This window comes from Paenibacillus sp. 2TAB23 (genome assembly GCF_052115165.1).
Taxonomy (GTDB): domain Bacteria; phylum Bacillota; class Bacilli; order Paenibacillales; family Paenibacillaceae; genus Pristimantibacillus.
The window spans coordinates 80,450-101,470 of the sequence record NZ_JBFRGD010000022.1 but is presented as its reverse complement, the minus strand read 5'-3'; the positions used below and the strand labels follow the sequence as shown (position 1 = coordinate 101,470).

The 21,021-nt window shown below is 50.1% G+C and carries 18 protein-coding genes and 1 riboswitch; of the genes, 11 read left to right on the top strand and 7 right to left on the bottom strand.

The genetic code is table 11. The annotated features are described in order from the left end of the window. Window positions 1–21: 21 nt before the first annotated feature. Together AB4Z29_RS25495 and AB4Z29_RS25490 are read right to left on the bottom strand one after the other, a co-directional pair. Entirely contained in the window at window positions 22–1,098 is a 1,077-nt protein-coding gene (locus AB4Z29_RS25495; protein ID WP_441945789.1) for a phosphodiester glycosidase family protein, read from the bottom strand. Then, a complete protein-coding gene (locus AB4Z29_RS25490) occupies window positions 1,095–1,526 on the bottom strand; it encodes a hypothetical protein (RefSeq protein ID WP_441945788.1) in 432 nt (143 codons plus the stop codon). The genes AB4Z29_RS25495 and AB4Z29_RS25490 overlap by 4 nt, the downstream gene beginning before the upstream one ends. A gap of 266 nt (window positions 1,527–1,792) precedes the next feature. On the opposite strand from AB4Z29_RS25490, the gene AB4Z29_RS25485 reads away from it, so the two are divergent. From AB4Z29_RS25485 to AB4Z29_RS25475, 3 genes are all read left to right on the top strand, one after another. Continuing rightward, entirely contained in the window at window positions 1,793–3,550 is a 1,758-nt protein-coding gene (locus AB4Z29_RS25485; protein WP_441945787.1) for a stalk domain-containing protein, read from the top strand. Between the two features lie 126 nt (window positions 3,551–3,676). Then, window positions 3,677–4,660 carry a peptide-methionine (R)-S-oxide reductase MsrB gene (msrB, locus tag AB4Z29_RS25480; RefSeq protein WP_441945786.1) on the top strand — a complete coding sequence of 328 codons (984 nt, stop codon included), beginning with the start codon at window positions 3,677–3,679 and terminating at the stop codon, window positions 4,658–4,660. A 47-nt stretch (window positions 4,661–4,707) separates the two neighbouring features. Next, a complete protein-coding gene (locus tag AB4Z29_RS25475) occupies window positions 4,708–5,277 on the top strand; it encodes a nitroreductase family protein (RefSeq protein WP_441945785.1) in 570 nt (189 codons plus the stop codon). A 144-nt stretch (window positions 5,278–5,421) separates the two neighbouring features. Here AB4Z29_RS25475 and AB4Z29_RS25470 read toward each other — a convergent pair whose 3' ends face one another. The 4 genes from AB4Z29_RS25470 to AB4Z29_RS25455 all read right to left on the bottom strand — a co-directional run bounded on the left by AB4Z29_RS25470 (window position 5,422) and on the right by AB4Z29_RS25455 (window position 10,905). Beyond that, window positions 5,422–6,507, bottom strand: a complete 1,086-nt coding sequence (locus tag AB4Z29_RS25470) for a GerAB/ArcD/ProY family transporter (RefSeq protein WP_441945784.1) — start codon at window positions 6,505–6,507, stop codon at window positions 5,422–5,424. Window positions 6,508–6,753: 246 nt separating this feature from the next. Next, the gene (locus AB4Z29_RS25465; RefSeq protein ID WP_441945783.1) at window positions 6,754–7,920 is read right to left on the bottom strand and encodes a Ger(x)C family spore germination protein; all 1,167 of its coding nucleotides are present in this window, start codon (window positions 7,918–7,920) and stop codon (window positions 6,754–6,756) included. After that, a complete protein-coding gene (locus AB4Z29_RS25460; protein WP_441945782.1) occupies window positions 7,892–9,406 on the bottom strand; it encodes a spore germination protein in 1,515 nt (504 codons plus the stop codon). The genes AB4Z29_RS25465 and AB4Z29_RS25460 overlap by 29 nt, the downstream gene beginning before the upstream one ends. Before the next feature lie 221 nt (window positions 9,407–9,627). Continuing rightward, window positions 9,628–10,905, bottom strand: a complete 1,278-nt coding sequence (locus AB4Z29_RS25455; RefSeq protein WP_441945781.1) for a LysM peptidoglycan-binding domain-containing protein — start codon at window positions 10,903–10,905, stop codon at window positions 9,628–9,630. A 410-nt stretch (window positions 10,906–11,315) separates the two neighbouring features. Continuing rightward, a riboswitch (purine riboswitch) is annotated at window positions 11,316–11,415 on the top strand. A gap of 383 nt (window positions 11,416–11,798) precedes the next feature. Here AB4Z29_RS25455 and purE point away from each other — a divergent pair. Genes purE through AB4Z29_RS25435 form a run of 4 tightly spaced genes read left to right on the top strand, consistent with a single transcriptional unit; the run spans window position 11,799 to window position 15,674 of the window. Next, window positions 11,799–12,284: a 5-(carboxyamino)imidazole ribonucleotide mutase gene (purE, locus tag AB4Z29_RS25450; protein ID WP_183565763.1), complete on the top strand. Its 486-nt coding sequence runs from the start codon at window positions 11,799–11,801 to the stop codon at window positions 12,282–12,284. Continuing rightward, complete coding sequence (purK, locus tag AB4Z29_RS25445; RefSeq protein WP_441945780.1) at window positions 12,281–13,459, top strand: 5-(carboxyamino)imidazole ribonucleotide synthase; 1,179 nt, start codon at window positions 12,281–12,283, stop codon at window positions 13,457–13,459. Before purE ends, purK begins: the two co-directional genes overlap by 4 nt. Before the next feature lie 7 nt (window positions 13,460–13,466). Further along, window positions 13,467–14,762: an adenylosuccinate lyase gene (purB, locus tag AB4Z29_RS25440; RefSeq protein ID WP_441945779.1), complete on the top strand. Its 1,296-nt coding sequence runs from the start codon at window positions 13,467–13,469 to the stop codon at window positions 14,760–14,762. Between the two features lie 15 nt (window positions 14,763–14,777). Continuing rightward, window positions 14,778–15,674, top strand: a complete 897-nt coding sequence (locus tag AB4Z29_RS25435; RefSeq protein ID WP_441945778.1) for a phosphoribosylaminoimidazolesuccinocarboxamide synthase — start codon at window positions 14,778–14,780, stop codon at window positions 15,672–15,674. A gap of 383 nt (window positions 15,675–16,057) precedes the next feature. Here AB4Z29_RS25435 and AB4Z29_RS25430 read toward each other — a convergent pair whose 3' ends face one another. Further along, complete coding sequence (locus tag AB4Z29_RS25430) at window positions 16,058–16,258, bottom strand: hypothetical protein (protein ID WP_441945777.1); 201 nt, start codon at window positions 16,256–16,258, stop codon at window positions 16,058–16,060. 77 nt (window positions 16,259–16,335) lie between these two features. On the opposite strand from AB4Z29_RS25430, the gene purS reads away from it, so the two are divergent. Genes purS through purF form a run of 4 tightly spaced genes read left to right on the top strand, consistent with a single transcriptional unit; the run spans window position 16,336 to window position 20,971 of the window. Beyond that, on the top strand, window positions 16,336–16,581 hold the full coding sequence (gene purS, locus AB4Z29_RS25425) for a phosphoribosylformylglycinamidine synthase subunit PurS (protein WP_175598164.1): 246 nt from the start codon (window positions 16,336–16,338) through the stop codon (window positions 16,579–16,581). A gap of 4 nt (window positions 16,582–16,585) precedes the next feature. Then, complete coding sequence (gene purQ, locus AB4Z29_RS25420) at window positions 16,586–17,281, top strand: phosphoribosylformylglycinamidine synthase subunit PurQ (RefSeq protein WP_441945776.1); 696 nt, start codon at window positions 16,586–16,588, stop codon at window positions 17,279–17,281. After that, window positions 17,259–19,505, top strand: coding sequence for a phosphoribosylformylglycinamidine synthase subunit PurL (gene purL, locus AB4Z29_RS25415; RefSeq protein ID WP_441945775.1), 2,247 nt, complete (start codon window positions 17,259–17,261; stop codon window positions 19,503–19,505). The genes purQ and purL overlap by 23 nt, the downstream gene beginning before the upstream one ends. Then, entirely contained in the window at window positions 19,487–20,971 is a 1,485-nt protein-coding gene (gene purF / locus AB4Z29_RS25410; protein ID WP_441945774.1) for an amidophosphoribosyltransferase, read from the top strand. Before purL ends, purF begins: the two co-directional genes overlap by 19 nt. Window positions 20,972–21,021 lie beyond the last annotated feature (50 nt).

The window sequence follows — 21,021 nt, the reverse complement described above, 5'->3', positions numbered from 1 at the left end:
CGAAGCGCCAGGCTAGCCTAATTATTTGAAAAACAGAAAATGCGTCGGCAGCTTGCGAAGCTGTCCGTCCGATGGCTTGTTGATGACCCGGCCGTTAAAAATAAGCGAGGAAGAGCCGCCGCCGTCCAAGTTATAGCCGTCCACGGCTCCATAACGCTGCAGCAGCAGCTGCATTTCGCTAAGCGTAGCGCCCGAGCTTCCTGCTTCGTTGTAGCCGTCGGCTACGATAAACAACAGTTGATCGTCCTTATAATTGGCCACCACGGTTCGCGGCGCACGCTTCGGGCTCGTTTGCCATTTCGCGGGAATCGTCTGCGGAGCTCCGTTTCGCATCAGGACGGGCACAAAGGATGCCCCGAATTTTGGTTTTTTGGAATCGAGCTGCTCCTTGCTTGCGAACTTCCCGCCAATCAGCTCATTCTGATCATTAAGGCCGACGAAAAACAAATCCGCATGGGGCGGCTCGAAGCCGGTAGCATAGCTTCCGTCTACAATGGTTGTGCTCAGCGGATAACGTTTGCCGCGTCCATCCGCGAAGCCGCCGGCATTCACGCCTGCGATGGCGCCATGCCGGTTGACGGCAGCGAGCGTGGACTCTGCTTGTCCAAGCTCATCGCCGCCGAGCGTCATGGTCATTGCATCCTTGCTCTTCAGCTTTACCTTCAATGCATAAGCTGTGAAGTTTTCTGCTTTTATGTAGAAGAGCTGAGCTCTCAGCTTCTCAGATTCGATCGTAGCAGCGGTGCTGCCAAGTCGTCTTGTCACGTTGCGGTCGTAAATCTCAAGCGGCCTCATGGCCTGAGAAGAAGCGACTGATGCGATTTGAGCCATGTCGGCATTCGTCTGCTTGTACAGCTTCAGCTGCCTTTGGATCGATTCCCTAGTTTGGGAAGCGGTCTGCTGAGCGAGATCCAAGCCTGCTGCAGCATGGGTAATATCGGCTTCGGACAGCCTTGTTTGCTCCGTGACGGGCTTTGGGAATGCGTCCGTAGACAGCTGAATGACGATATCGGATAAGAGCAGCCAGATCATAATGCCGAGAAACGGAGCGCATGCAAGCAGGGCGGTGCGATTCAAAGCTTTGACGGTCATATTCATTTGAGCACGTCCAAGCTTTTCTTCAGCTCGTTCAGCTGCTTTTTAACCTCGTTCAGCTGCGTGTACAGCTTGTTGCTGTTATCCGTCTTTGAGGCCGCATTATCCTTCGTGAAGGTAAGCAGCTCGTTCAGCGCATCGACCTTTGCTTTCAGCTCGCCGAGGTCAGCCGTATAATCGGTTTCGAGCTGCAGCATGCGAGCCTCGTAGGTTTGCTGCATGGCGGCGATCTGACTGGCTGTTTGCCGTTCAAGATCGGCAGATAACGTCTGTTGAATGCGTTCGGTATACCATTTCGCCCCTAATATGCCGGAGCATATAATAATGACCCATACGCAAACGAAGAGGAAAAACGTACGGTTTCCTCTTTTTCGGCGTGTCTTTTTGTCGGATTGGCTGGCAGTGCGTTGTTCCAAAATCAAATCACTCATTCTATTCATTCACCTCTCTTGGTAGTCACTTGCACGAAAGATCGGATGAACGAACTGCAAGCTCGGGGGTACATTCTTTTAGACAGCACTTGCCGCTAAATAGTTGCGAATGTCATCTTATTGTAACAAAGAGAAACGTTGCTGTCCCCATTAAGGAGTGGAAAATAAATGTAAATTTTAATATCCTGCGGAACATTCTTGCCACTATGCGCGTCTAACCGTAAGGGATGCAGCATTGAACGCTGTAAATTTGGAAGGAGAACAGGATGAGCAACTTGAATTGGATGAAACGAATGGCCAAGCGGATTGTAGTAGCCAGCTTGCTGGTTTCGCTTGTAGGGACAGGATTTGGTGCAAAGGAAGAGGCGCAGGCTGCAGAACGCCAGCCGATCAAAGTGGTATTCGTGCACGGCTCGAAGCAGATGAGTTTGAACGGCAAAACGCAGCAAATGGCAACGCCGCTGCCGGTAGTAAAAGGAGTCACGATGATTCCAGTCCGTACGATTGCCACCTCGGTAGGAGCAAGCGTATATAACGATAGCAAGGGAACTCATATCGATACCTATTTCAACAAGGTCACTTTAAATAACAAAATGCGCGGCGCGGTCCGCAATGGAAGCTATGTGCTGCTGCCTACTGCTGCCATGCAAATTAATGGCACGATGCACGTTCCTTTGTCCGCGGTGAAGCTGCTCTGGAATGCGAGCTATGTATTTAATGCGCAGCTCAAACAAATTAGCATAACAATCCAGCCGGAGCCTAATGTTGCGCCAGTAGCGAAGTTCAATGCGCCGCTTCAAGTGAAGCTGGGCGAGAACATTGAGTACGAGGATCTCAGTCACGATCCAGACGGCAAAATCATCAAAACGAACTGGACTGGCCGCAAGAGCACGTATTTCGAGCCTGGTGTATACAGCGTAACGTTAAGTGTCTACGATAATGAGGGACTCGGCAGTGAGACCGTATCGCAGGATATTTACGTATCCGATGAAGTTATGTACACGCCATATGAATATTACATGCGCTATGGTAATCCCGGAGATAAATTCGTCCTCGACGGGAAGCTGATGAATACGTTCAAAGAAGTGGATACGATTGAATCTAAGAGCGGTCGGACGTTATACATGTCCAATGCTCCCGAGCGGTTCTTTGGTGAAGGATTGCTGTACGAGGATACGCTGGCCGATCCGAGCCGTTTGTTCCTTCATCATCGGAACGGCTCCACTGAGCGGTTGAAGCTTGCGGTTGTCGTCACGAACAAAGGGACGGAGAGCGTTAAGCTGACCGTTGGCAATCGCGGACTGGCTGGACCGAGTGTAAGTGCGCTTCAGTTCGGATCGGCAGCGGTAAGCAGATACTTCGCCGTATCGCAGCCGCGCGAGATGATTATCGAGCCAGGCATGTCGATTAACTTAATGCCGGAGATGGAGAAAATCATCATGAATCCGGATGAAGGCTTCTCTGGCCTCATTGACGTCGACATGGATGGCGAGTTAACCTTCTCCACTATGGCATTGCAGGAATACACCGATGCCGTTAGCGCGGTATTCACGCTTCCTGAGCTTGAGAAGGTAGGTAACCGAGGCAAGTTCTTCGATACGGATCAATACATTGAAGTGAATGAAAAGGTCGGCGTTACCGAAAGCAAGCTTCGCCTCGGCCAACGCGGGCCGGCGATGGCAGGTGTGGATGCGCTGACTGGCGGCATGACGATCAATGGCGGCGAGTACGGCGCCGTGACGACGATCAAGCTCAAAAATGTCGCATATGGTACAAGGATCATTCTGAATCCGCGTGCTGGCGTCTTCCAAGGCGCGGTTACGGTGAATGGGAAAGTCATATCTGTCCCGACTGGCGGACATGTGAAGGTGGGCGAGGGAGCACTCCTTTATACGCAGCTGAAACCTGAGGGAGCCGCAGGACAACAGAAGGCACCAGAGGTAACGATCCAATATACATCGCCAGGAGCAAGCTCCTTGCCGGTATTATTCGTATTTCTTCCAGCATCTGATTTTGCATCGTAATGATTTGGGCTGTCTCCAAGGGGTATGAACCTTGCGGAGCAGCCCTTTTTTTGTTGTTCACCTACCTTGTCATGTATAATAGAGGGAGATTCATTATCATTTGAAACATTTAGGAGGATGATCAGCATGGATCAACCAATTACAAATAACGGCGCAAGCCAAACCGAAGCGAAAGCGATGTTTGCTGGAGGCTGCTTCTGGTGCATGGTATCTCCCTTCGAAGAAATGCCGGGCATTATCTCGGTCGTTTCCGGCTATACGGGCGGACATACCGTGAACCCGACCTATCAAGAGGTTTGCTCGGAGACGACCGGACATGCGGAAGCGGTACAAATTACGTACGATCCGCAGGTGTTCCCATACGAGAAGCTTCTTAACATCTTCTGGATGCAAATCGATCCGACGGATGCAGGGGGCCAGTTCCATGACCGCGGCGAATCTTACCGGACGGGTATTTATTATTATGATGAGAAGCAGCGCGAGCTGGCGGAGGCTTCCAAGCAGGAGCTGGCCGCAAGCGGCCGATTCGATCGTCCAATCGTGACCGAGATCGAGCCTGCGCAAGCTTTTTATCCGGCAGAAGATTATCATCAGGGCTATCACAAGACGAATCCGTACCGCTACAAAATGTACCGCAAAGGTTCGGGGCGCGATGCGTTTATCTCGCAAAACTGGACGGTGAAGAAGGATAAGGACGAGCTTAAGCAGCGCCTGACTCCGATTCAATATGAAGTGACGCAAAACAGCGGAACAGAGCGTCCGTTCACGGGCGAGTACTGGGATCACACCGAGGACGGCATCTATGTGGATATCGTCTCGGGAGAGCCGCTCTTCAGCTCCCGCGATAAATACGATGCAGGGTGCGGCTGGCCAAGCTTCACGAAGCCGCTGCAGTCCTCTGCGGTAGCCGAGCATACCGATACCTCGCATTATATGGTTAGGGTTGAGGTTCGCAGCAAAGAGGGAGATTCTCACCTTGGCCATGTATTCGATGACGGACCGCAGCCAACCGGGCTCCGCTATTGCATTAATTCAGCGTCGCTGCGTTTTGTCGGCAAGGATCAGCTTGAGCAAGAGGGCTATGGAGAGTATCGCTATTTGTTCGAGTAACCCAAACGGAGTTACCCCTATCCTATTGAATGGAGGAGTTAATTCTTATGAATATGGAAGAAGCGATTCGCTCGCGAAGAACCATTGGAAGAGTGAAGAAGGATCCGGTTGACCGCACTTTGATCGAGAAGCTGCTGGATGCGGCTGTATGGGCGCCGAGCCATCATAATACACAGCCATGGTCCTTTATTGTCATGACGGGAGAAGGACGGGGCCGTCTTGCCGAGGGTTACGCACGCGTGTCAGCAGCAGCGGTCCCGGAGCTTAGCGGCCAGGCGCTTGAGGACAGACTCGCTAAGGAGCGGACCAAAGCATACCGCTCGCCAGTTGTCATCGCAGCTGTCTGCTCGCCTTCCGACGACCCGCGTGCCGTGCTTGCGGAAGAGCTTGCAGCAGCTCATGCTGCAGTGCAAAATCTATTGTTAGCGGCACATGCGAACGGCCTGGGAGCGATATGGCGCTCAGGCGATCCGATGTACCATCCCTTGATGAGAGATACGTTTGGTCTAGCAGCTGAGGATCAGATTGTCGGCTTCATTTACTTGGGCTATCCAGATATGACTCCGCCGGAGCCGCAGCGTGTGCCAGCTACCGCGAAGACGGTATGGCTGGTATAGTCCATTGAACCGTTTTCGTGCAACAGGCCGTCTAGTTCGACTTTGTCGAGCTAGACGGCCTGTTTTTTAATATTATGCTCGTATGGGGATACATCATATTTGGACAGCGTGTGGTTTATTCAAGGATTGAAGCGACTAAATTGTTTATGTTTTCTCCTTTCTCAATATCGTCATAATACTTAGAATGATCGGGACTATTGCGATGGGAAGCATGGTTGAAAAAGGAGCAATATTAAGGTTATAGAACGATAAATCAGTTAGGCGAAGAAAGCTGTTCTGGGCCAAAATAAAAAATAATAAGCCTATCGGGAATATAAAAGGTTTCATGTTTTTAATCCGTAACACATGCCGCAGCAACATTGTGAATACATATTGAAGGACAACGATTTCGAATAAGGTAAATAGGGTCCAGATCCCGATGATCGTAATTTCTATTCTTTCCAAATATTCTCCGAATTTGACCATTTGAATAGATGAGAAAAAAGGGAACGTTGCAGTTCCGGTTAGATGGATTCCAATCGTACCAAGGGTCAAGTATGCAGTGACCAACAAATATAATGCTGCGAATATTAGCCCTAGAACGCTGCTTGAAAAAATCTTTTTCATATTTTTAACCCGTGCTAGGAGAAACCCAAAGACAACCAGCTTACCAAACGGAAAATAAAGGCTAAGCAAGCCGCCGTACATGATTTCCGAGAATGTGTGTTGAAATTGGGGGAGAAATGGATTAGTCTCGATTTCGCGCAATAAAAAAAAGCTAATAATGGATATGCCCACCAGAAAAAAGGGAAGCGTTATCTGGACGGCTCTTACAATTGTGCCAAGTCCAAGATAAGTGGCGTAAGTCGTAGAAAAAATAATAAGCAGGATCATTTGATTCGAAGGCATGTTGGGAATGACGACTGTAGTATAGAATGCGGTTAACGCACGACAAGCAGCTGCTTGCATTTCAAGAATATAGATGAGGTAAATGAATAGAACAAGCTTCGATACCCAATGTCCGAATAACTTGTCGCAAATTTCAACCATTGTCAATTGAGGGTTCTTCCATTGGACATAGCATAACAGCCACATCATCCCAATGGCTGATGCCATGCCGATGAGATAAGACATCCAGACATCTTGTTTTAGCAATGCTGCTTCTGATAAAAACAATGTTGAGAATCCGGATAAATAACTGAATACGAGGCAACTGAGCTGGCCATGAGTTATTTTGTTCTGAGCGGCCACGCGGATTCCTCCTACGAAACAGATTAATGTCCTAACAAATAATGAGAGACCGGTTTATAAACGAAGGTATAAAACGATTCCACGGTAGGTAATGAGGCGCTGTAGAAAGGGTTGCAATAGATCGCAATCATTCCACAAAGTATTAGTATAACAAGGGCATCGTGTTTTTCATTTTGTTTCCGAAAGCTTGAAAATTGTTGAATGCCATAACAAACAGACAGGAAGCAAATGATCGTATTGAGCATATTAACGCTCCCCTAAAAATTGATTCAATCCCAGTTTATCTATTTTTACAGCGACATGGGTTTGAATCGGAAGCGTTGGGTAAATATCCGTCCATTTATGCTTTAAAGCGGCCCACTCATTCGGGTAATGCTGATAAAAAAGATCAGAAAAACCAATGACGTCAACATTCAGCCCTCTTTGAAAATGAAGAAGCGAATGCTTGATCTTATTTTCCAAAAAAGCGGATGCGGTTAGCTCCAATTGTCTGATTGTATCTGCTTTGTCTACAGACAAATAGTGCTCTATTTCACCTACGGTTGAGATTAAAGTCAAATGAATATCTAGTTTGGGGCCATTGATATACCTACTTCGTATCGATTGCTTGTCTAGCTTAAAATGTAAGGTGACGTTGATATCATTAAATTCAAAGGTTTCGCTAAAAACAAGATCCTTCCATTTGCTTTTTTCTGATAATAAATGAACGACTAGCACATCTTCTTCGTCCAGCCAGCCGACCCATTTGCCATGGTTAAAAACAGCTCCTCCACTTAAGGATAGTTCTTCTTTGGACTTGAAGGGTTGTCTAGCTGTACGTATCTTACCGGTAACAAAGCCCCTATAAGGATCAGTATTCCAATTTGCGATATTTTGTATGCTCTGGCTGATGCTTCTACCCCACYCCTTTTCGTTCCTGACTTTCCCGAGCAAATCATTGGAGAGCAAGTCTTCTGTTTCTGTATTCATATTCAGTAAATTCACGGCTCTTCCTTCACTCACAAAAAGGAAACTAGTAATGCGAATTTGACGGTTTCTAGTCATGAAATCCATAATTTCATAAAAAGAATAGCGAGCTGCGCTTTCTCCAATAATAATGAACTTATTATGCTGCCATATAAGAGTTTTCCCGACTTGGCTCCGCAATTTTTTGGCCGCATCCAATATAGAATTGCCCGTTGCGCTAACAACCCATTCGGAAAGTTTACCGGTATTCTCCGTACTGGTCGTTGTTGGCAATAAACAATAGGAAGTAAATATATATTTTTTTGTTTTATGATCATAATCGATGCCCGTCGCTGTAACTAAAGCAATGTCGCTAATTTCTGTGACATCGGCTGAACAGCCAGCTAGGCATGCAAGTAAACAGATCGATAGAATGAATCTAACGATATTCATCCTCTTCATTGCCATGCAGGAAACCTCCTTTTTTTGGTTGCGGAGCATCTGCACGGCCAGCCTTGACCTGCAAAACATTTTCTCTATATTTGACAGGAAGAAGAATATACTTCATCAATGTGTCTCTTATGCTTTTGAAACTGACGGGTTCAAGAAATGGCACGCCAAATGTTTGCAAGGAACACAAATGCATGATGAGTATGAACATACTTAAAGAGAGACCTAATACACCGTAACTAGCGGCAAGCAGTATAAAAGGAAACCTCAGCATACGTAACGCGATAGCCGTACTAAAGGAAGGGATCGCAAAAGAGGCAATTCCGGTCATGGCCACTACGATAACCATCGGCCTGGACACAATCCCCGATTGAACAGCAGCCTCACCAATAATTAGTGCCCCCACAATGCTAACGGATTGGCCTACTGCACGAGGCAATCGAAGGCTGGCTTCTCTGAGTATTTCAAAAGCGGTCTCCATGAGTATCGCTTCGATAAAGGTTGGGAATGGAATTCCGGCTTTTGAGGAAATAAAGGCCATCATCAGCGGCGTCGGGATCATTTCGAGATGAAAGGTGGTCAAGGAAATATATAAGGAAGGTCCGAATAACGAGATGAACAGGCATATCAAACGCAGTATTCTTAAAAAGTTAGCAAAATAAAACCTCTCGTATAAATCTTCGCTAGGGTGAAGCATTTCGAAAAAAGAGGTAGGAGCGATTAAGGCAATTGGCGTTCCGTCTGTTATAATGGCTGCTTTTCCCCTGCCTAATGCGGTAGCAACCCGATCAGGCCTTTCTGTACTGAAAATCTGGGGAAAGGGAGTGAAAATGTTATCCTGAATTAACTCTTCGATCTGAGTATTGACGATTAAAACGTCCAATTGGACGGATTCGATTTTGTTTCTTATTTCCGCTAAAAGAGTGGGGTCAATTCGGTTTTCAAGATATAAAAGCATTACCTTGGTCTGGCTTTGCTGACCGATAATAAATGATATTGATTTTAGATCTGGTGTCTTAAGCTTCCTATATACCATGCTCAAGTTTTGTTGCAGGTCCTCGGTAAAGCTTTCTTTTGGCCCCCGTACATTGATTTCAATTTTCGGTTCATCGATAGCACGGGTCTCATACCCTGGCAATAATATGCCATAAGCCATGGGGGTCCCTTCGACAAAGACGACAATACCAGCATCGGTGATCAAACGAACTACGGCCTCGATTTGCTTCATTTCATTAACGGCGCCGAGAGAGTTTAGAGTGTTTAAAGCTGTTTCGTTCACCGGTCCCGTTTTTGTATGGAGATCTTCGTTCATTGTTCGAATAAGATGTTGATTTAAATATTTTTCATCAATTAAGATGTTTAAGTAAACAAATGAAGCAAGTAATGCACCTTCTTCATCCATTAGGCTGCGTATAACTAAAGACTCGTTATCTGAAAAGATTTGCCGCAGCTTTTTTAAGTTCATTTCGTTCGAAGAATGTATAAGATCTGAATGCAGGACCATTTCAATCCCTCCAAAATCGGCCTTTCGCATGACTAGCAAATATTACTGCTTGAGGTATTATGTATTTTACTGTCATTACGTATGCATACAATGACCTTAATTAAAAAAGCGGATAAGAAAGTAATATTAGGTGTAAATGTAAAAGGCTGCTCCGGCATGCGACATGTCGCAGCGGTGCAGCCTCTTCGTTATGCCTGCAACAATCCCGTTAACAAAAGCCGTTAAACAAGCTTCTTGATGGTGAAATTCGCCTGCAGCACATACCAATTCTGCGGGAAAGAAACGCCAAGGACCCAGTAGCTGACGCCGCGCAGGTTGTACGCTTTGACGAGATTGAATTTGGCCTGCACGCTGCGCGCATCCTCATACCAGACTACATGCTCTCGCCCTTCCCTGTCATAATAATGATAGTAGGGCGATTGTCCTTCCTCGTCGTATTGAATGTCAGCGCCGAATTGATTCGCACGGCTTATCGCCGCTTGCGGACTTATGGTAGGAGCCCACTTAGCGCCCTGTACGTAAGGCAGTGTCCAGTCATAGCCGTACAGCGGCATGCCCATGACGATTTTTTGCGGAGGAATGACGCTCAGGGCATAAGTCAGCACTTTATTCACCTCGTTCAGCGGGGCAACCGCCCGCGGAGGACCGCCGGACCAGCCCCATTCGTAGGTCATCAGAATAACGAAATCCAAGATGCGGCCCATAGCCTCGTAGTCGTGGGCTTCGTACAATGTACCGGTCTGGGCGGCACTCGTCTTGGGAGCGAGACAAGCGGACACGAGCAGGTTCTGCGGATGGAGGCTGTCCACCAGCCTTTGCAGAAAGGCGTTGTAAAGCTCGCGGTCAGCGGGAGGGACATATTCGAAATCGACGTTAAGCGCAAGGTAGCCCTTCTGCTTCATTGTGGCAAGGATGCTCTCGATAACCGACTGCTGAAGCGGAGGGTTGCTCAGTATGGCATGAGCGATATCAGGGCTAAATGTGCCGTTCTCGAAATTGGTGATGACCATCATGGGAGCCGTTCGCGTATGGTAAGCGGCATTAATAATAGCGGAGTCGTCGAGCGGCGTAATGGAACCGTCTGCTTGCAGCCGATAGCTGAACGGGCTTAAATAAGTGAGGTAAGGACCAATTTCTTCAACAATAGCCACGCCTGCGGCTCCGAACTTCTCCGTATACGCATTGACCTCAATGCTCGGCTTTGCGGCTTGCGGAATGACAAGGTTCTGGCCGGGATAAATAAGCGCGGGATTGCTTATGTTGTTAACGGCGGCAAGCTCCTGCAGCGAAACCCCGTACCGACGGGCAATCAGCCATAGGGTTTCGTTGGCGAGCACCTTATGGGCAGTCGCATCGGACGGAATAATGAGCGACTGGCCGATGACCAGTGGATCGGCAGCATTTATTCCATTGGCATCCGCAATCTCTTCAACCGAATCATCGAATTGCTGTGCGAGCTTGTAGAGCGTATCGCCTTTTTGCACGACATGAATTTGCACCGTGGCTAGGCCTCCTCTATTTATTTTCTAAGCATCTGTTATAACTGTATTCGGCGAATTCGGTTCTTAGTCGGCAAAAGCATTTGTGAAAACGGACGTTTAGGTGGAAGGTTTGCCGCGTATAGGGAATTATAAAGGGATTCTGCAAGAGCAGGCAGCTCTGGACTCGCGATATTTCCGCAGCGGAGAACAATAAGGAGGAGGGGATTAAGCTTACAGGATACCTGAGATGACGGCGATCCCCCTTTATTTGGGTATTCCGCTCTGAATTATGATACGTTTTATTCAAAAAAACGAACCTTTATAAAACATTGTCTTTTAATGTTCGTATTTCATTGACAGTGTTAGGGGGATTAGATAAACTAGAATAGGTTTGAGGCGGAGCACTCTGCCGGAATTGAAATTCGTTCTTTATTCATTAACATTAATCTCGTATATATTTGGGATAAGGCCTGAATGTTTCTACCCGGAAACCTTAATTTTCGGACTACGAGCAAGATGAGACGATAAGCGGTACCGAGGCAGCTTTGGGACCGCCATACAGCAAGCTCGCAGCAAGCAGATGCCCGATTATTTGGACATAGGTTGCCTCTCTTACGGGGCAGCCTACTGCTGTCTCTAAGACAACGCCCCGCAGCTTGATTCGTCATCATTAAAGTGAAGCATGACTGATCGCGGGTTCGCTCGAATCCCGGTCGTTCCTTACGCTTCCGCTCAAGTCCTGCGGCACTCCCATTCTAATGGTTGCTGACGGGCTATTTCTGTTTTTTAAATATACAGAATAACACGATGGCGTCAATTGAAAGAACGCCGTCAGGCGTTTCTTGTTACAGCTTTGAGTAGTTATAAGCTTTATGAAATATAATCCTATTAATGAAAGTGGGTTTGATCGCATGTCTGCGAAGGTGGGCGTCATCATGGGCAGCAAATCGGATTGGGACACAATGAAGTTAGCCTGCGACGTTCTGGAGGAATTGCAAATTCCTTATGAGAAAAAGGTCGTTTCGGCGCATCGTACGCCGGATTTGATGTTTGAATACGCGGAAACTGCGGTAGAACGCGGGCTTAAGGTAATTATTGCCGGAGCCGGCGGAGCTGCGCATTTGCCCGGCATGGTCGCTGCAAAGACGATTCTGCCGGTTATTGGCGTTCCCGTTAAGTCTTCCAACTTGAGCGGGCTGGATTCTTTGCTCTCTATTGTTCAAATGCCTGGCGGCATTCCGGTAGCTACAGTAGCGATTGGCAATGCAGGCGGCACGAATGCCGGCCTTTTGGCGGCGCAAATGCTCGGGGCGTTCGACCCTGAGGTACAAGCGCGCGTTATGGCGCGACGCGAGCGCGTGAAGCAGGAAGTGCTGGAAAGCAGTGAGACGTTATGAGCAGCAACAACGCGGACAAGCAGCAGGTGAAGACGCTGCTGCCGGGAAGCACGATTGGGATTCTTGGCGGCGGCCAGCTTGGCCGGATGATGGCGAATGCGGGCAGCGCGATGGGCTACAGATTCATCGCTCTCGATCCGGTTCTGGACAGTCCGGCAGGCCAAGTCGCTGAGCAGATCGTAGCGGCTTATGATGATCGCGAAGCGGCAAGAGAGCTTGCTAAGCGTTCAGACGTCATTACGTACGAATTCGAGAATGTCGATGCCGAAGTAGCGAAGATGCTGATGGATGAATCGTATGTGCCGCAGGGAAGCGAGCTGCTTTATACGACGCAGCATCGTCTTCGGGAGAAACGCGCGATTGAAGCAGCAGGCGTCAAGGTAGCTCCTTACCGCGAGATTAGCAGCGTGGACGAGCTTCGTGAAGGAGTTCAGGCCTTCGGAACGCCATGTGTTTTGAAGACGGCCATGGGCGGCTATGACGGTAAAGGACAATGGGTCATTCGCAGCTCGGATGAGATTGAGGAGGCATATGAGACGCTTTCTCGCGCCAAGGTACAGCTCGTACTGGAGCAATTCATCCGCTTCGACAAGGAAATTTCAGTTATAGCGGCGAGAAGTCCGCAGGGGGAGATTAAGACCTTCCCGGCAGCGGAGAATATACACGTCGATAATATATTGCATTTGTCTATCGTTCCGGCAAGAATCAGCGAGGAGCTGCAGCGCGAGGCTGAGCAGCTTGCTACTCGAATCGCGGAAGGTCTTGGCGCAGTTGGTCTTATCGCAGTCGAGCTGTTCGTGACGGCTGACGGGGAGCTGTTCGTGAATGAGCTCGCTCCAAGGCCGCATAACAGCGGACACTATACGATGGAAGCTTGCCGGACGTCACAGTTCGAGCAGCATGTGCGTGCCGTGTGCAACCTGCCTCTTGGGGATACGACGCTCATGAGCCCAGTCGTGATGGTCAATGTGCTTGGGCAGCATGTCGAGCCGCTGCTTGCGCGGATGGCTAGCCGCGATGAGTCGGCCGAGCGATTGAAGGCAGCGCCTAAGGTGCATTTGTACGGGAAGAAAGACGCGGTTGTGAAACGCAAAATGGGACATGTCAACGTATTGGCCGATAATATTGAGGCTGCACTTAGCTGGATTGAAGCTACAACTATTTGGAAGGTGTGAATGATTCATGTTAGAGCGTTACAGCAGACCTGAAATGAGAGCGATTTGGACAGAGGAAAACAAGTTTAGAGCATGGCTGGAGGTTGAGCTTTGCGCATGCGAGGCTTGGTCCGAGCTGGGCGTTATTCCGAAGGAAGACGTTGTCGCGCTCCGCGCGTCCGCTGACTTCGACATTGATCGTATTTACGAAATCGAGCAGGACACTCGCCATGACGTAATCGCGTTTACGCGCGCGGTATCCGAGAAAGCGGGTCCGGAAGGCAAATGGGTTCACTACGGACTGACCTCGACAGACGTTGTTGATACGGCGATCGGTTACCTTTTGCTGCAAGCCAATGCGATTCTGGTGAAAGATATTGAGCGGTTCATCGAAATTCTGAAAGACAAAGCACTTCAATATAAAGACACGCCAATGATGGGCCGTACGCACGGCGTTCATGCCCAGCCGACAACCTTCGGCCTCAAGATGGCGCTATGGTACGAGGAAATGAAGCGCAACCTGGAGCGTTTCCACCATGCGGCTAACAACGTGCAGTTTGGTAAAATGTCCGGCGCCGTAGGCACATTCGCTGATATCGATCCTTTCGTGGAAGAGTTCGTCTGCAACAAGCTTGGCATTACTGCTGCTCCAATCTCGACACAGACCTTGCAGCGTGACCGTCATGCTGAATATATGGCAACACTTGCGCTTGTCGCTTCGTCGCTCGATAAATTCGCAACCGAGATTCGCGCTTTGCAGAAGAGTGAATTCCGCGAAGTTGAAGAGCCTTTCGCAAAGGGCCAAAAAGGTTCATCCGCAATGCCGCACAAACGCAACCCAATCGGCTGCGAGAACATCTCCGGCTTGTCGCGCGTTATTCGCGGACATATGGTTACAGCTTACGAGAACATTGCGCTTTGGCATGAACGCGATATTAGCCATTCTTCGGTTGAACGGATTATTTTGCCGGATGCGACGATGCTTCTGAACTACATGCTGAACCGCCTTGGCAACATCATCAACAATCTGCAAGTGTTCCCTGAGAACATGAAGCGCAACATGCAAGCAACGTACGGCGTGCCGTTCTCGGGCCGCGTACTGACGAAGCTGATCGACAAAGGCTTTAGCCGCGAGAAAGCGTATGATACGGTACAGCCGCGTGCCATGCAAGCATGGGAAACACAGCGCCAGTTCCGTGATATCATCGGCGAAACCGAGGAGATTACAAGCGTGCTGTCCACGGAAGAGATCGACGATTGCTTCAACCCGGCATGGCATTTGAAGCATGTGAATACGATTTTCACACGTTTGGGATTGATCTAAAGGGAGGCTGGCCTGATGAGCGCAACATCGCAAGCATTATCGACGGCTGTCGATTATATAAAAGCACCGCTTATTTACAAAGGCAAGGTTCGCGAGCTATACGATCTCGGGGAGCATTTCCTGATCGTCGTAACGGACCGCATCTCGGCCTTCGATTATGTGCTTGACCCGGCCGTTCCGGACAAAGGCAATGTGCTTAACCGTCTATCTGCTTATTGGTTCGAGCAAACGGCTGATATTCAAGTGAACCATGTCGTTCATACTGACGTAGAGAAGCTTGGGGCACTCGTTACGGAACCTGAGCTGCTCAAAAACCGTATCATGGTTACCCGCAAAGCGGAACGCATCGATATCGAATGCGTCGTGCGCGGCTACATCACCGGCGGCGGCTGGAGGCAGTATCAGCAAACGTCTGCGATTAATGGTATTGCCCTGCCTGAGGGCTTGCGCAAAAACGAACGCTTCCCAGCGCCGATCTTTACGCCTGCGGCGAAAAACGATGTTGGTCATGACGAGGACATCCCGTTCGAGAAGATGGCCGAAATGGTAGGCAGCGAGCTTGCTGAAGAGCTTCGCGATCGGAGTATCAAGCTATACGAGTTCGCTCACGGCTATTGCGCCGAGCATGGCATCATCCTCGCGGATTGCAAGTTCGAATTCGGTTTAATTGACGGCAAAGTCGTGCTGATCGACGAAATCTTCACGCCGGATTCCTCGCGCTTCTGGGCGGAGGGCAATTACGCGCTCGACATTGAGATCGACAGCATGGACAAAGAGCCGGTGCGCACCTACTTGCTCGGTTCCGATTGGGACCGCGACAGCAAGCCGGCACCGTTGCCGGTTGAGGTTGTAGCGGAGACGACAGCTCGTTACCGCGATATTTATCGTCGATTGACAGGCGTGGAGTTATAGGAAGTTTTGGGTTAAACTAACGGTAATAATGACCGTTATGACCGTTATCGCACAACCTGCTGCCTGCAGCAGGTTGAATCGCTTAAAACAACGTCGAACGCGAGTGACGACGCTGACATAGGGGCGCGGAAGCGCATGCCTTCACAAGCAGGCAGCCAGCGAGAGCGCTGCTGCACCCCATATAAAGGCAGCCTGAGCGTAAGCAGGGCTGCAACAATCAGTAATGGCTAGCGGAAGCGCAGGCCAGTCACACAAGTTCCCGGTGGCCAGCGACAGCGCGGCCAGCACCTTGGCACTTAGGTTCCAGTGGCCAGCGACAGCGCGGCCAGCACCTTAGCACTTAGGTTCCGCGGCCAGCGACAGCGCAGCCAGCACCCTAGCACTTAGGTTTCAGTGGCCAGCGACAGCGCGGCCACCACCATTGCTTCACCGACCACACTCGCAAAGGTTTTTATATTAAAATGTGGGAGCTCGGAGAGCGGGAAGTTGTTGCCGGAGAGCGACAGCGATCGCTTTTTGAAGACCGGGAAATAACCGCTAAGCGGTGTAATCAGATTTCCCGGCTTCAACAGCGGCGTAGGCAATAACTCCCGCGCCCGAGCGGCCATCACATTTTATCGAATAAACCTGCTGCGAAAAAAACCCACATTTTCAGGAGGCTATTATGAAGGCAACCGTCTACGTCACTATCAAGCAAAACGTTTTGGATCCACAAGGAACCGCTGTACAAGGCGCGCTTCACACACTGGGCTTCTCCGAAGTCGAAAAAGTACGCATCGGCAAATATTTGGAGCTTGAGCTTGATACGACTGACCGCGCTGAGGCGGAAGTGCGCATCAAAGCGATGTGCGAAAAGCTGTTCGCGAACACGGTTGTAGAAGATTTCCGTTTTGAACTGGAGGGTTAAGACGATGAAGTTTGCGGTACTCGTATTTCCTGGCTCCAACTGTGACATCGATTGCTACAAAGCCGTCGAAGACACCATCGGCCAGTCGGTTGACTATGTATGGCATACAGCTACGGACTTGTCCGCGTATGATGCAATTCTAGTGCCGGGAGGCTTCTCCTACGGCGATTACCTTCGCTGCGGCGCAATCGCGCAATTCGCGGCTGTCATGAGCGAAGTGCACAAAGCGGCAGAAGCAGGCAAGTTTATTTTGGGCATTTGCAACGGGTTCCAAATTTTGACGGAAGCCGGCCTTCTGCCAGGCGCTTTGATCCGCAACAACGGACTTAAGTTCCGCTGCCATCAAGCATCTCTTGAAGTGGTAAACAGCAGTACGGCATTTACAAACCAATACTCGCAAGGCGAGATTATTAATATTCCGATCGCTCACGGCGAAGGCAACTACTATTGCGACGACGCAACGCTTGCCGAGCTCAAAGCGAACGATCAAATCGTGTTCCGCTACGCAGGCGACACGAACCCGAACGGCTCCGTTGAGAACATCGCGGGAATCAGCAACAAAGCAGGTAACGTAGTAGGAATGATGCCTCACCCAGAGCGCGCGATCGATCAATTGCTTGGCTCGGAAGACGGCAAACGGATGTTTACATCGATTTTGAATGCATGGAGGGAACAACATGGCGCAGCAGTTAACAGCTAAGGAACCGACAGCGGAGCAAATTGCCGAGCAAAAGATTTACAGCCAGTTTGGCGTATCCGATTATGAGTTTGAGCTGATTTGCGGTTTTCTAGGCCGTCAGCCTAACTACACGGAGATCGGCGTATTCAGCGTCATGTGGTCAGAGCATTGCTCTTACAAAAACTCCAAGCCGATTCTCAAAAAGTTCCCAATCACGGGACCTCGCGTACTAATGGGACCGGGCGAAGGCGCGGGCATCGTCGACATCGGCGACAACCAAGCGGTCGTATTCAAAATCGAATCGCATAACCATCCATCTGCCGTTGAGCCTTACCAAGGCGCGGCGACAGGCGTTGGCGGCATAATCCGCGACATTTTCTCCATGGGAGCTCGTCCAATTGCATTGCTGAACAGCTTGCGCTTCGGACGCCTAGAAAATGAGCGCGTTAAATATTTGTTCGAGCATGTCGTTAGCGGCATTGCAGGCTACGGCAACTGTATCGGGATTCCGACGGTTGCAGGCGAAGTGATGTTCGACGAGAGCTACGAGGGCAATCCGCTCGTTAACGCAATGTGCGTTGGTCTAATCGATCACGATAAAATCCAGCGCGGCGTAGCTAAAGGGGTAGGCAACCCGGTATTCTACGTAGGCCCTGCAACTGGCCGCGACGGCATCCACGGTGCGACGTTCGCATCCGTTGAGCTTTCCGAGGAATCCGAAGAGAAGCGTACGGCGGTACAAGTCGGCGATCCGTTCATGGAGAAGCTGGTTATGGAAGCTACGCTTGAGCTGATCGATTCCGGCATCGTGCTCGGCATTCAAGATATGGGAGCAGCAGGTTTGACATGCTCCAGCGCAGAGATGGCTTCCAAAGCGGGTAACGGCCTTGAGCTTTACCTTGACGAGGTTCCTCAGCGCGAAACAGGCATGACGCCTTATGAAATGATGCTTTCCGAGTCGCAAGAGCGTATGCTTTTCGTCGTAGAGCCTCAGCATGAAGCGCAAGCGAAAGAAATTTTTGACCGTTGGGGCATTATTTGCGCCAAAGTAGGTAAAGTAACGGATGACGGACGTCTTCGTTTGTTCCACCAAGGCCAAGAGGTTGCCGATATGCCGGTTAAAGCGCTCGTTGACGAGTGCCCTGTATACGACAAGCCTTCGAAAGAGCCAGCTTATTACAGCGAAAATGCTGCAGTAGACACTTTGGCTTACGAAGAAGTAACCGACCTTACCGGCGCGCTGGAGAAGGTTCTTGCTTCCCCAACCGTTGCGAGCAAAGAGTGGGTTTACAATCAATATGACTACATGGTTCGTACATCGACAGCCGTTCAACCGGGCTCCGATGCGGCAGTTGTAACAATTCGCGGTACGCGCAAGGCGCTTGCGATGACGACAGACTGCAACGGACGTTACGTATATCTGGATCCGGAAGTCGGCGGACGCATTGCCGTTGCCGAAGCAGCCCGCAACATCGTTTGCTCGGGCGCCGAGCCGCTTGCCGTTACGGATAACCTGAACTTCGGTAATCCGGAGAAGCCGGAAGTGTTCTGGCAGCTTGAGAAATCGGCTGACGGCATGTCCGAGGCTTGCGTCATATTGAACACGCCGGTAATCGGCGGCAACGTGAGCTTGTACAACGAGAACGCCAAGGGAGCGATCTTCCCTACGCCGGTAATCGGCATGGTTGGCCTCGTGCATGACATCGATCACATTACGACGCAAGGCTTCAAAGCAGAAGGCGACGTTATTATTCTCGTTGGCGAGACGAAAGCGGAGCTTGGCGGAAGCGAGCTGCAATACATCCTGCAAGGCGGGGCCGCTGGCCGTCCTCCAGAAATCGATCTGGCAACGGAGAAAAAAGTTTTGGATGCCGTGCTTGGCGCAATTCAAAGCGGTCTAGTCGCTTCGGCGCATGACTTGTCCGAAGGCGGAATCGCTGTTGCTGTAGCGGAATCCTGCATCAGCGGACGTCTTGGCGCTGAAGTCGCTTTGGCATCCGAACTGCGCGCGGATCACCTGTTGTTCAGCGAATCGCAATCCCGTATCCTTCTTTCGGCTAAGCCGGAGAACGCTGCGGCATTGCAAGCGAAGCTGTCGGAGCAAGGCGTTGTTCACACTCAAATCGGTACTGTTAAAGGCAGCAGCCTGACCATAAGCGTAAACGGAAAAGCCGGCATTCAGGCGCCGGTAACACAACTGGAGAAGGTCTGGAAGGATGCGATTCCATGTCTGATGAGCAAATAAGACAGGAGCCTTTGTTATGGACGGGCGACCATTATAACGAAGGCATTGGCCGTGACGATATATTTGACAAATTGCGTGAAGAATGCGGCGTCTTCGGGGTATTCAATCTCCCTGAAGCGTCCAACCTATCTTATTATGGGCTTCATTCGCTTCAGCACCGCGGCGAGGAAAGCGCGGGGATCTGTACGGTTGACACGAAAAACGGCAACAAATTCGCTTACCACCGCGGCATGGGTCTTGTGAAAGAAGTATTCAACAAGGACAATCTGGATATTCTTGCTGGGGACCGCTCCATCGGCCATGTCCGTTACTCGACTGCGGGAGAGAGCAAGCTTGCCAATGCACAGCCGCTTATATTCCGCTACCGTGACGGCGACCTAGCGGTTGCTACGAACGGGAATATCGTAAACGCGCCGGAAATTCGCAAAGAGCTTGAAATGTCAGGTTCGATTTTCCAAACATCAAGCGATACCGAAGTTATTGCCCATCTCATCGCCCGTTCCTCGAAGGACTTCGAGACGGCGGCCAAGGAAGCTTTGCAGCGCATTGTCGGCGGTTTCGCATTCCTGATCATGACGAATGACAAGCTGCTTGTCGCGTCTGACCCGCATGGCTTGCGTCCGCTCGTAATGGGCCGGATCGGCGACGGCTACGTGTTCTCGTCGGAGTCTTGCGCGTTCGAGACGATCGGTGCAGTGTACGAGCGTGACGTCCAGCCAGGCGAGCTTCTGATACTGGATGCGGACGGCATGCGCGAAACGCGTTATGCCGAGGTTGAACGACGTGCGACCTGTGCGATGGAGTACATTTATTTTGCCCGCCCGGACAGCGATATTAACGGCATCAACATTCATATGGCACGCAAGCGTATGGGCCGCCAGCTCGCGTCGGAGTCTTTTGTCGATGCGGATATCGTAACGGGCGTGCCCGATTCGAGTATTTCGGCGGCAATCGGCTATGCGGAGCAAACGGGTATTCCCTACGAGCTTGGCCTCATCAAAAACAAATATACCGGCCGGACGTTCATCCAGCCTTCCCAAGAGCTTCGCGAGAAGGGTGTCAAAATGAAGCTGTCAGCCGTCCGTAAAGTGGTGGAAGGCAAACGTGTCGTCATGATCGATGATTCGATCGTTCGCGGAACGACCTCGCTTCGCATCGTTAACCTGCTTCGTGAAGCAGGTGCGACTGAGGTGCATGTACGGATTACGTCGCCACCTTTCAAAAACCCTTGCTACTACGGCATCGATACGCCGGACCGCAAGGAGCTTATCGCTTCTTACCGTACGGTAGAGGAGATTCGCAAGCAGATCAACGCGGATTCATTATCCTTTTTGAGTGATCAGGGCTTTGTAGATTCAGTTGGCGGCAATGACGGAGCATACAATCGCGGCATGTGTCTGGCTTGCTTCGACAATGACTACCCTACGCCGGTTAACGAAGAATCGGACAAGAGCTGCAGCTGTTAATCGCATAAATGTTAAACCCCATGGAGTGTTTATGCTCCTAAATAAGTTAA

What these genes read in the sequence shown, in the direction of transcription:
- purL (WP_441945775.1), top strand. Translation starts at nt 17,259, where the DNA reads ATGGCGCAGCAGTTAACAGCTAAGGAACCGACAGCGGAGCAAATTGCC.
- purB (WP_441945779.1), top strand. Translation starts at nt 13,467, where the DNA reads ATGTTAGAGCGTTACAGCAGACCTGAAATGAGAGCGATTTGGACAGAG.
- AB4Z29_RS25475 (WP_441945785.1), top strand. Translation starts at nt 4,708, where the DNA reads ATGAATATGGAAGAAGCGATTCGCTCGCGAAGAACCATTGGAAGAGTG.
- purK (WP_441945780.1), top strand. Translation starts at nt 12,281, where the DNA reads ATGAGCAGCAACAACGCGGACAAGCAGCAGGTGAAGACGCTGCTGCCG.
- AB4Z29_RS25490 (WP_441945788.1), bottom strand. Translation starts at nt 1,526, where the DNA reads ATGAGTGATTTGATTTTGGAACAACGCACTGCCAGCCAATCCGACAAA.
- purE (WP_183565763.1), top strand. Translation starts at nt 11,799, where the DNA reads ATGTCTGCGAAGGTGGGCGTCATCATGGGCAGCAAATCGGATTGGGAC.
- purF (WP_441945774.1), top strand. Translation starts at nt 19,487, where the DNA reads ATGTCTGATGAGCAAATAAGACAGGAGCCTTTGTTATGGACGGGCGAC.
- AB4Z29_RS25495 (WP_441945789.1), bottom strand. Translation starts at nt 1,098, where the DNA reads ATGAATATGACCGTCAAAGCTTTGAATCGCACCGCCCTGCTTGCATGC.
- msrB (WP_441945786.1), top strand. Translation starts at nt 3,677, where the DNA reads ATGGATCAACCAATTACAAATAACGGCGCAAGCCAAACCGAAGCGAAA.
- AB4Z29_RS25435 (WP_441945778.1), top strand. Translation starts at nt 14,778, where the DNA reads ATGAGCGCAACATCGCAAGCATTATCGACGGCTGTCGATTATATAAAA.
- AB4Z29_RS25485 (WP_441945787.1), top strand. Translation starts at nt 1,793, where the DNA reads ATGAGCAACTTGAATTGGATGAAACGAATGGCCAAGCGGATTGTAGTA.
- purQ (WP_441945776.1), top strand. Translation starts at nt 16,586, where the DNA reads ATGAAGTTTGCGGTACTCGTATTTCCTGGCTCCAACTGTGACATCGAT.
- AB4Z29_RS25460 (WP_441945782.1), bottom strand. Translation starts at nt 9,406, where the DNA reads ATGGTCCTGCATTCAGATCTTATACATTCTTCGAACGAAATGAACTTA.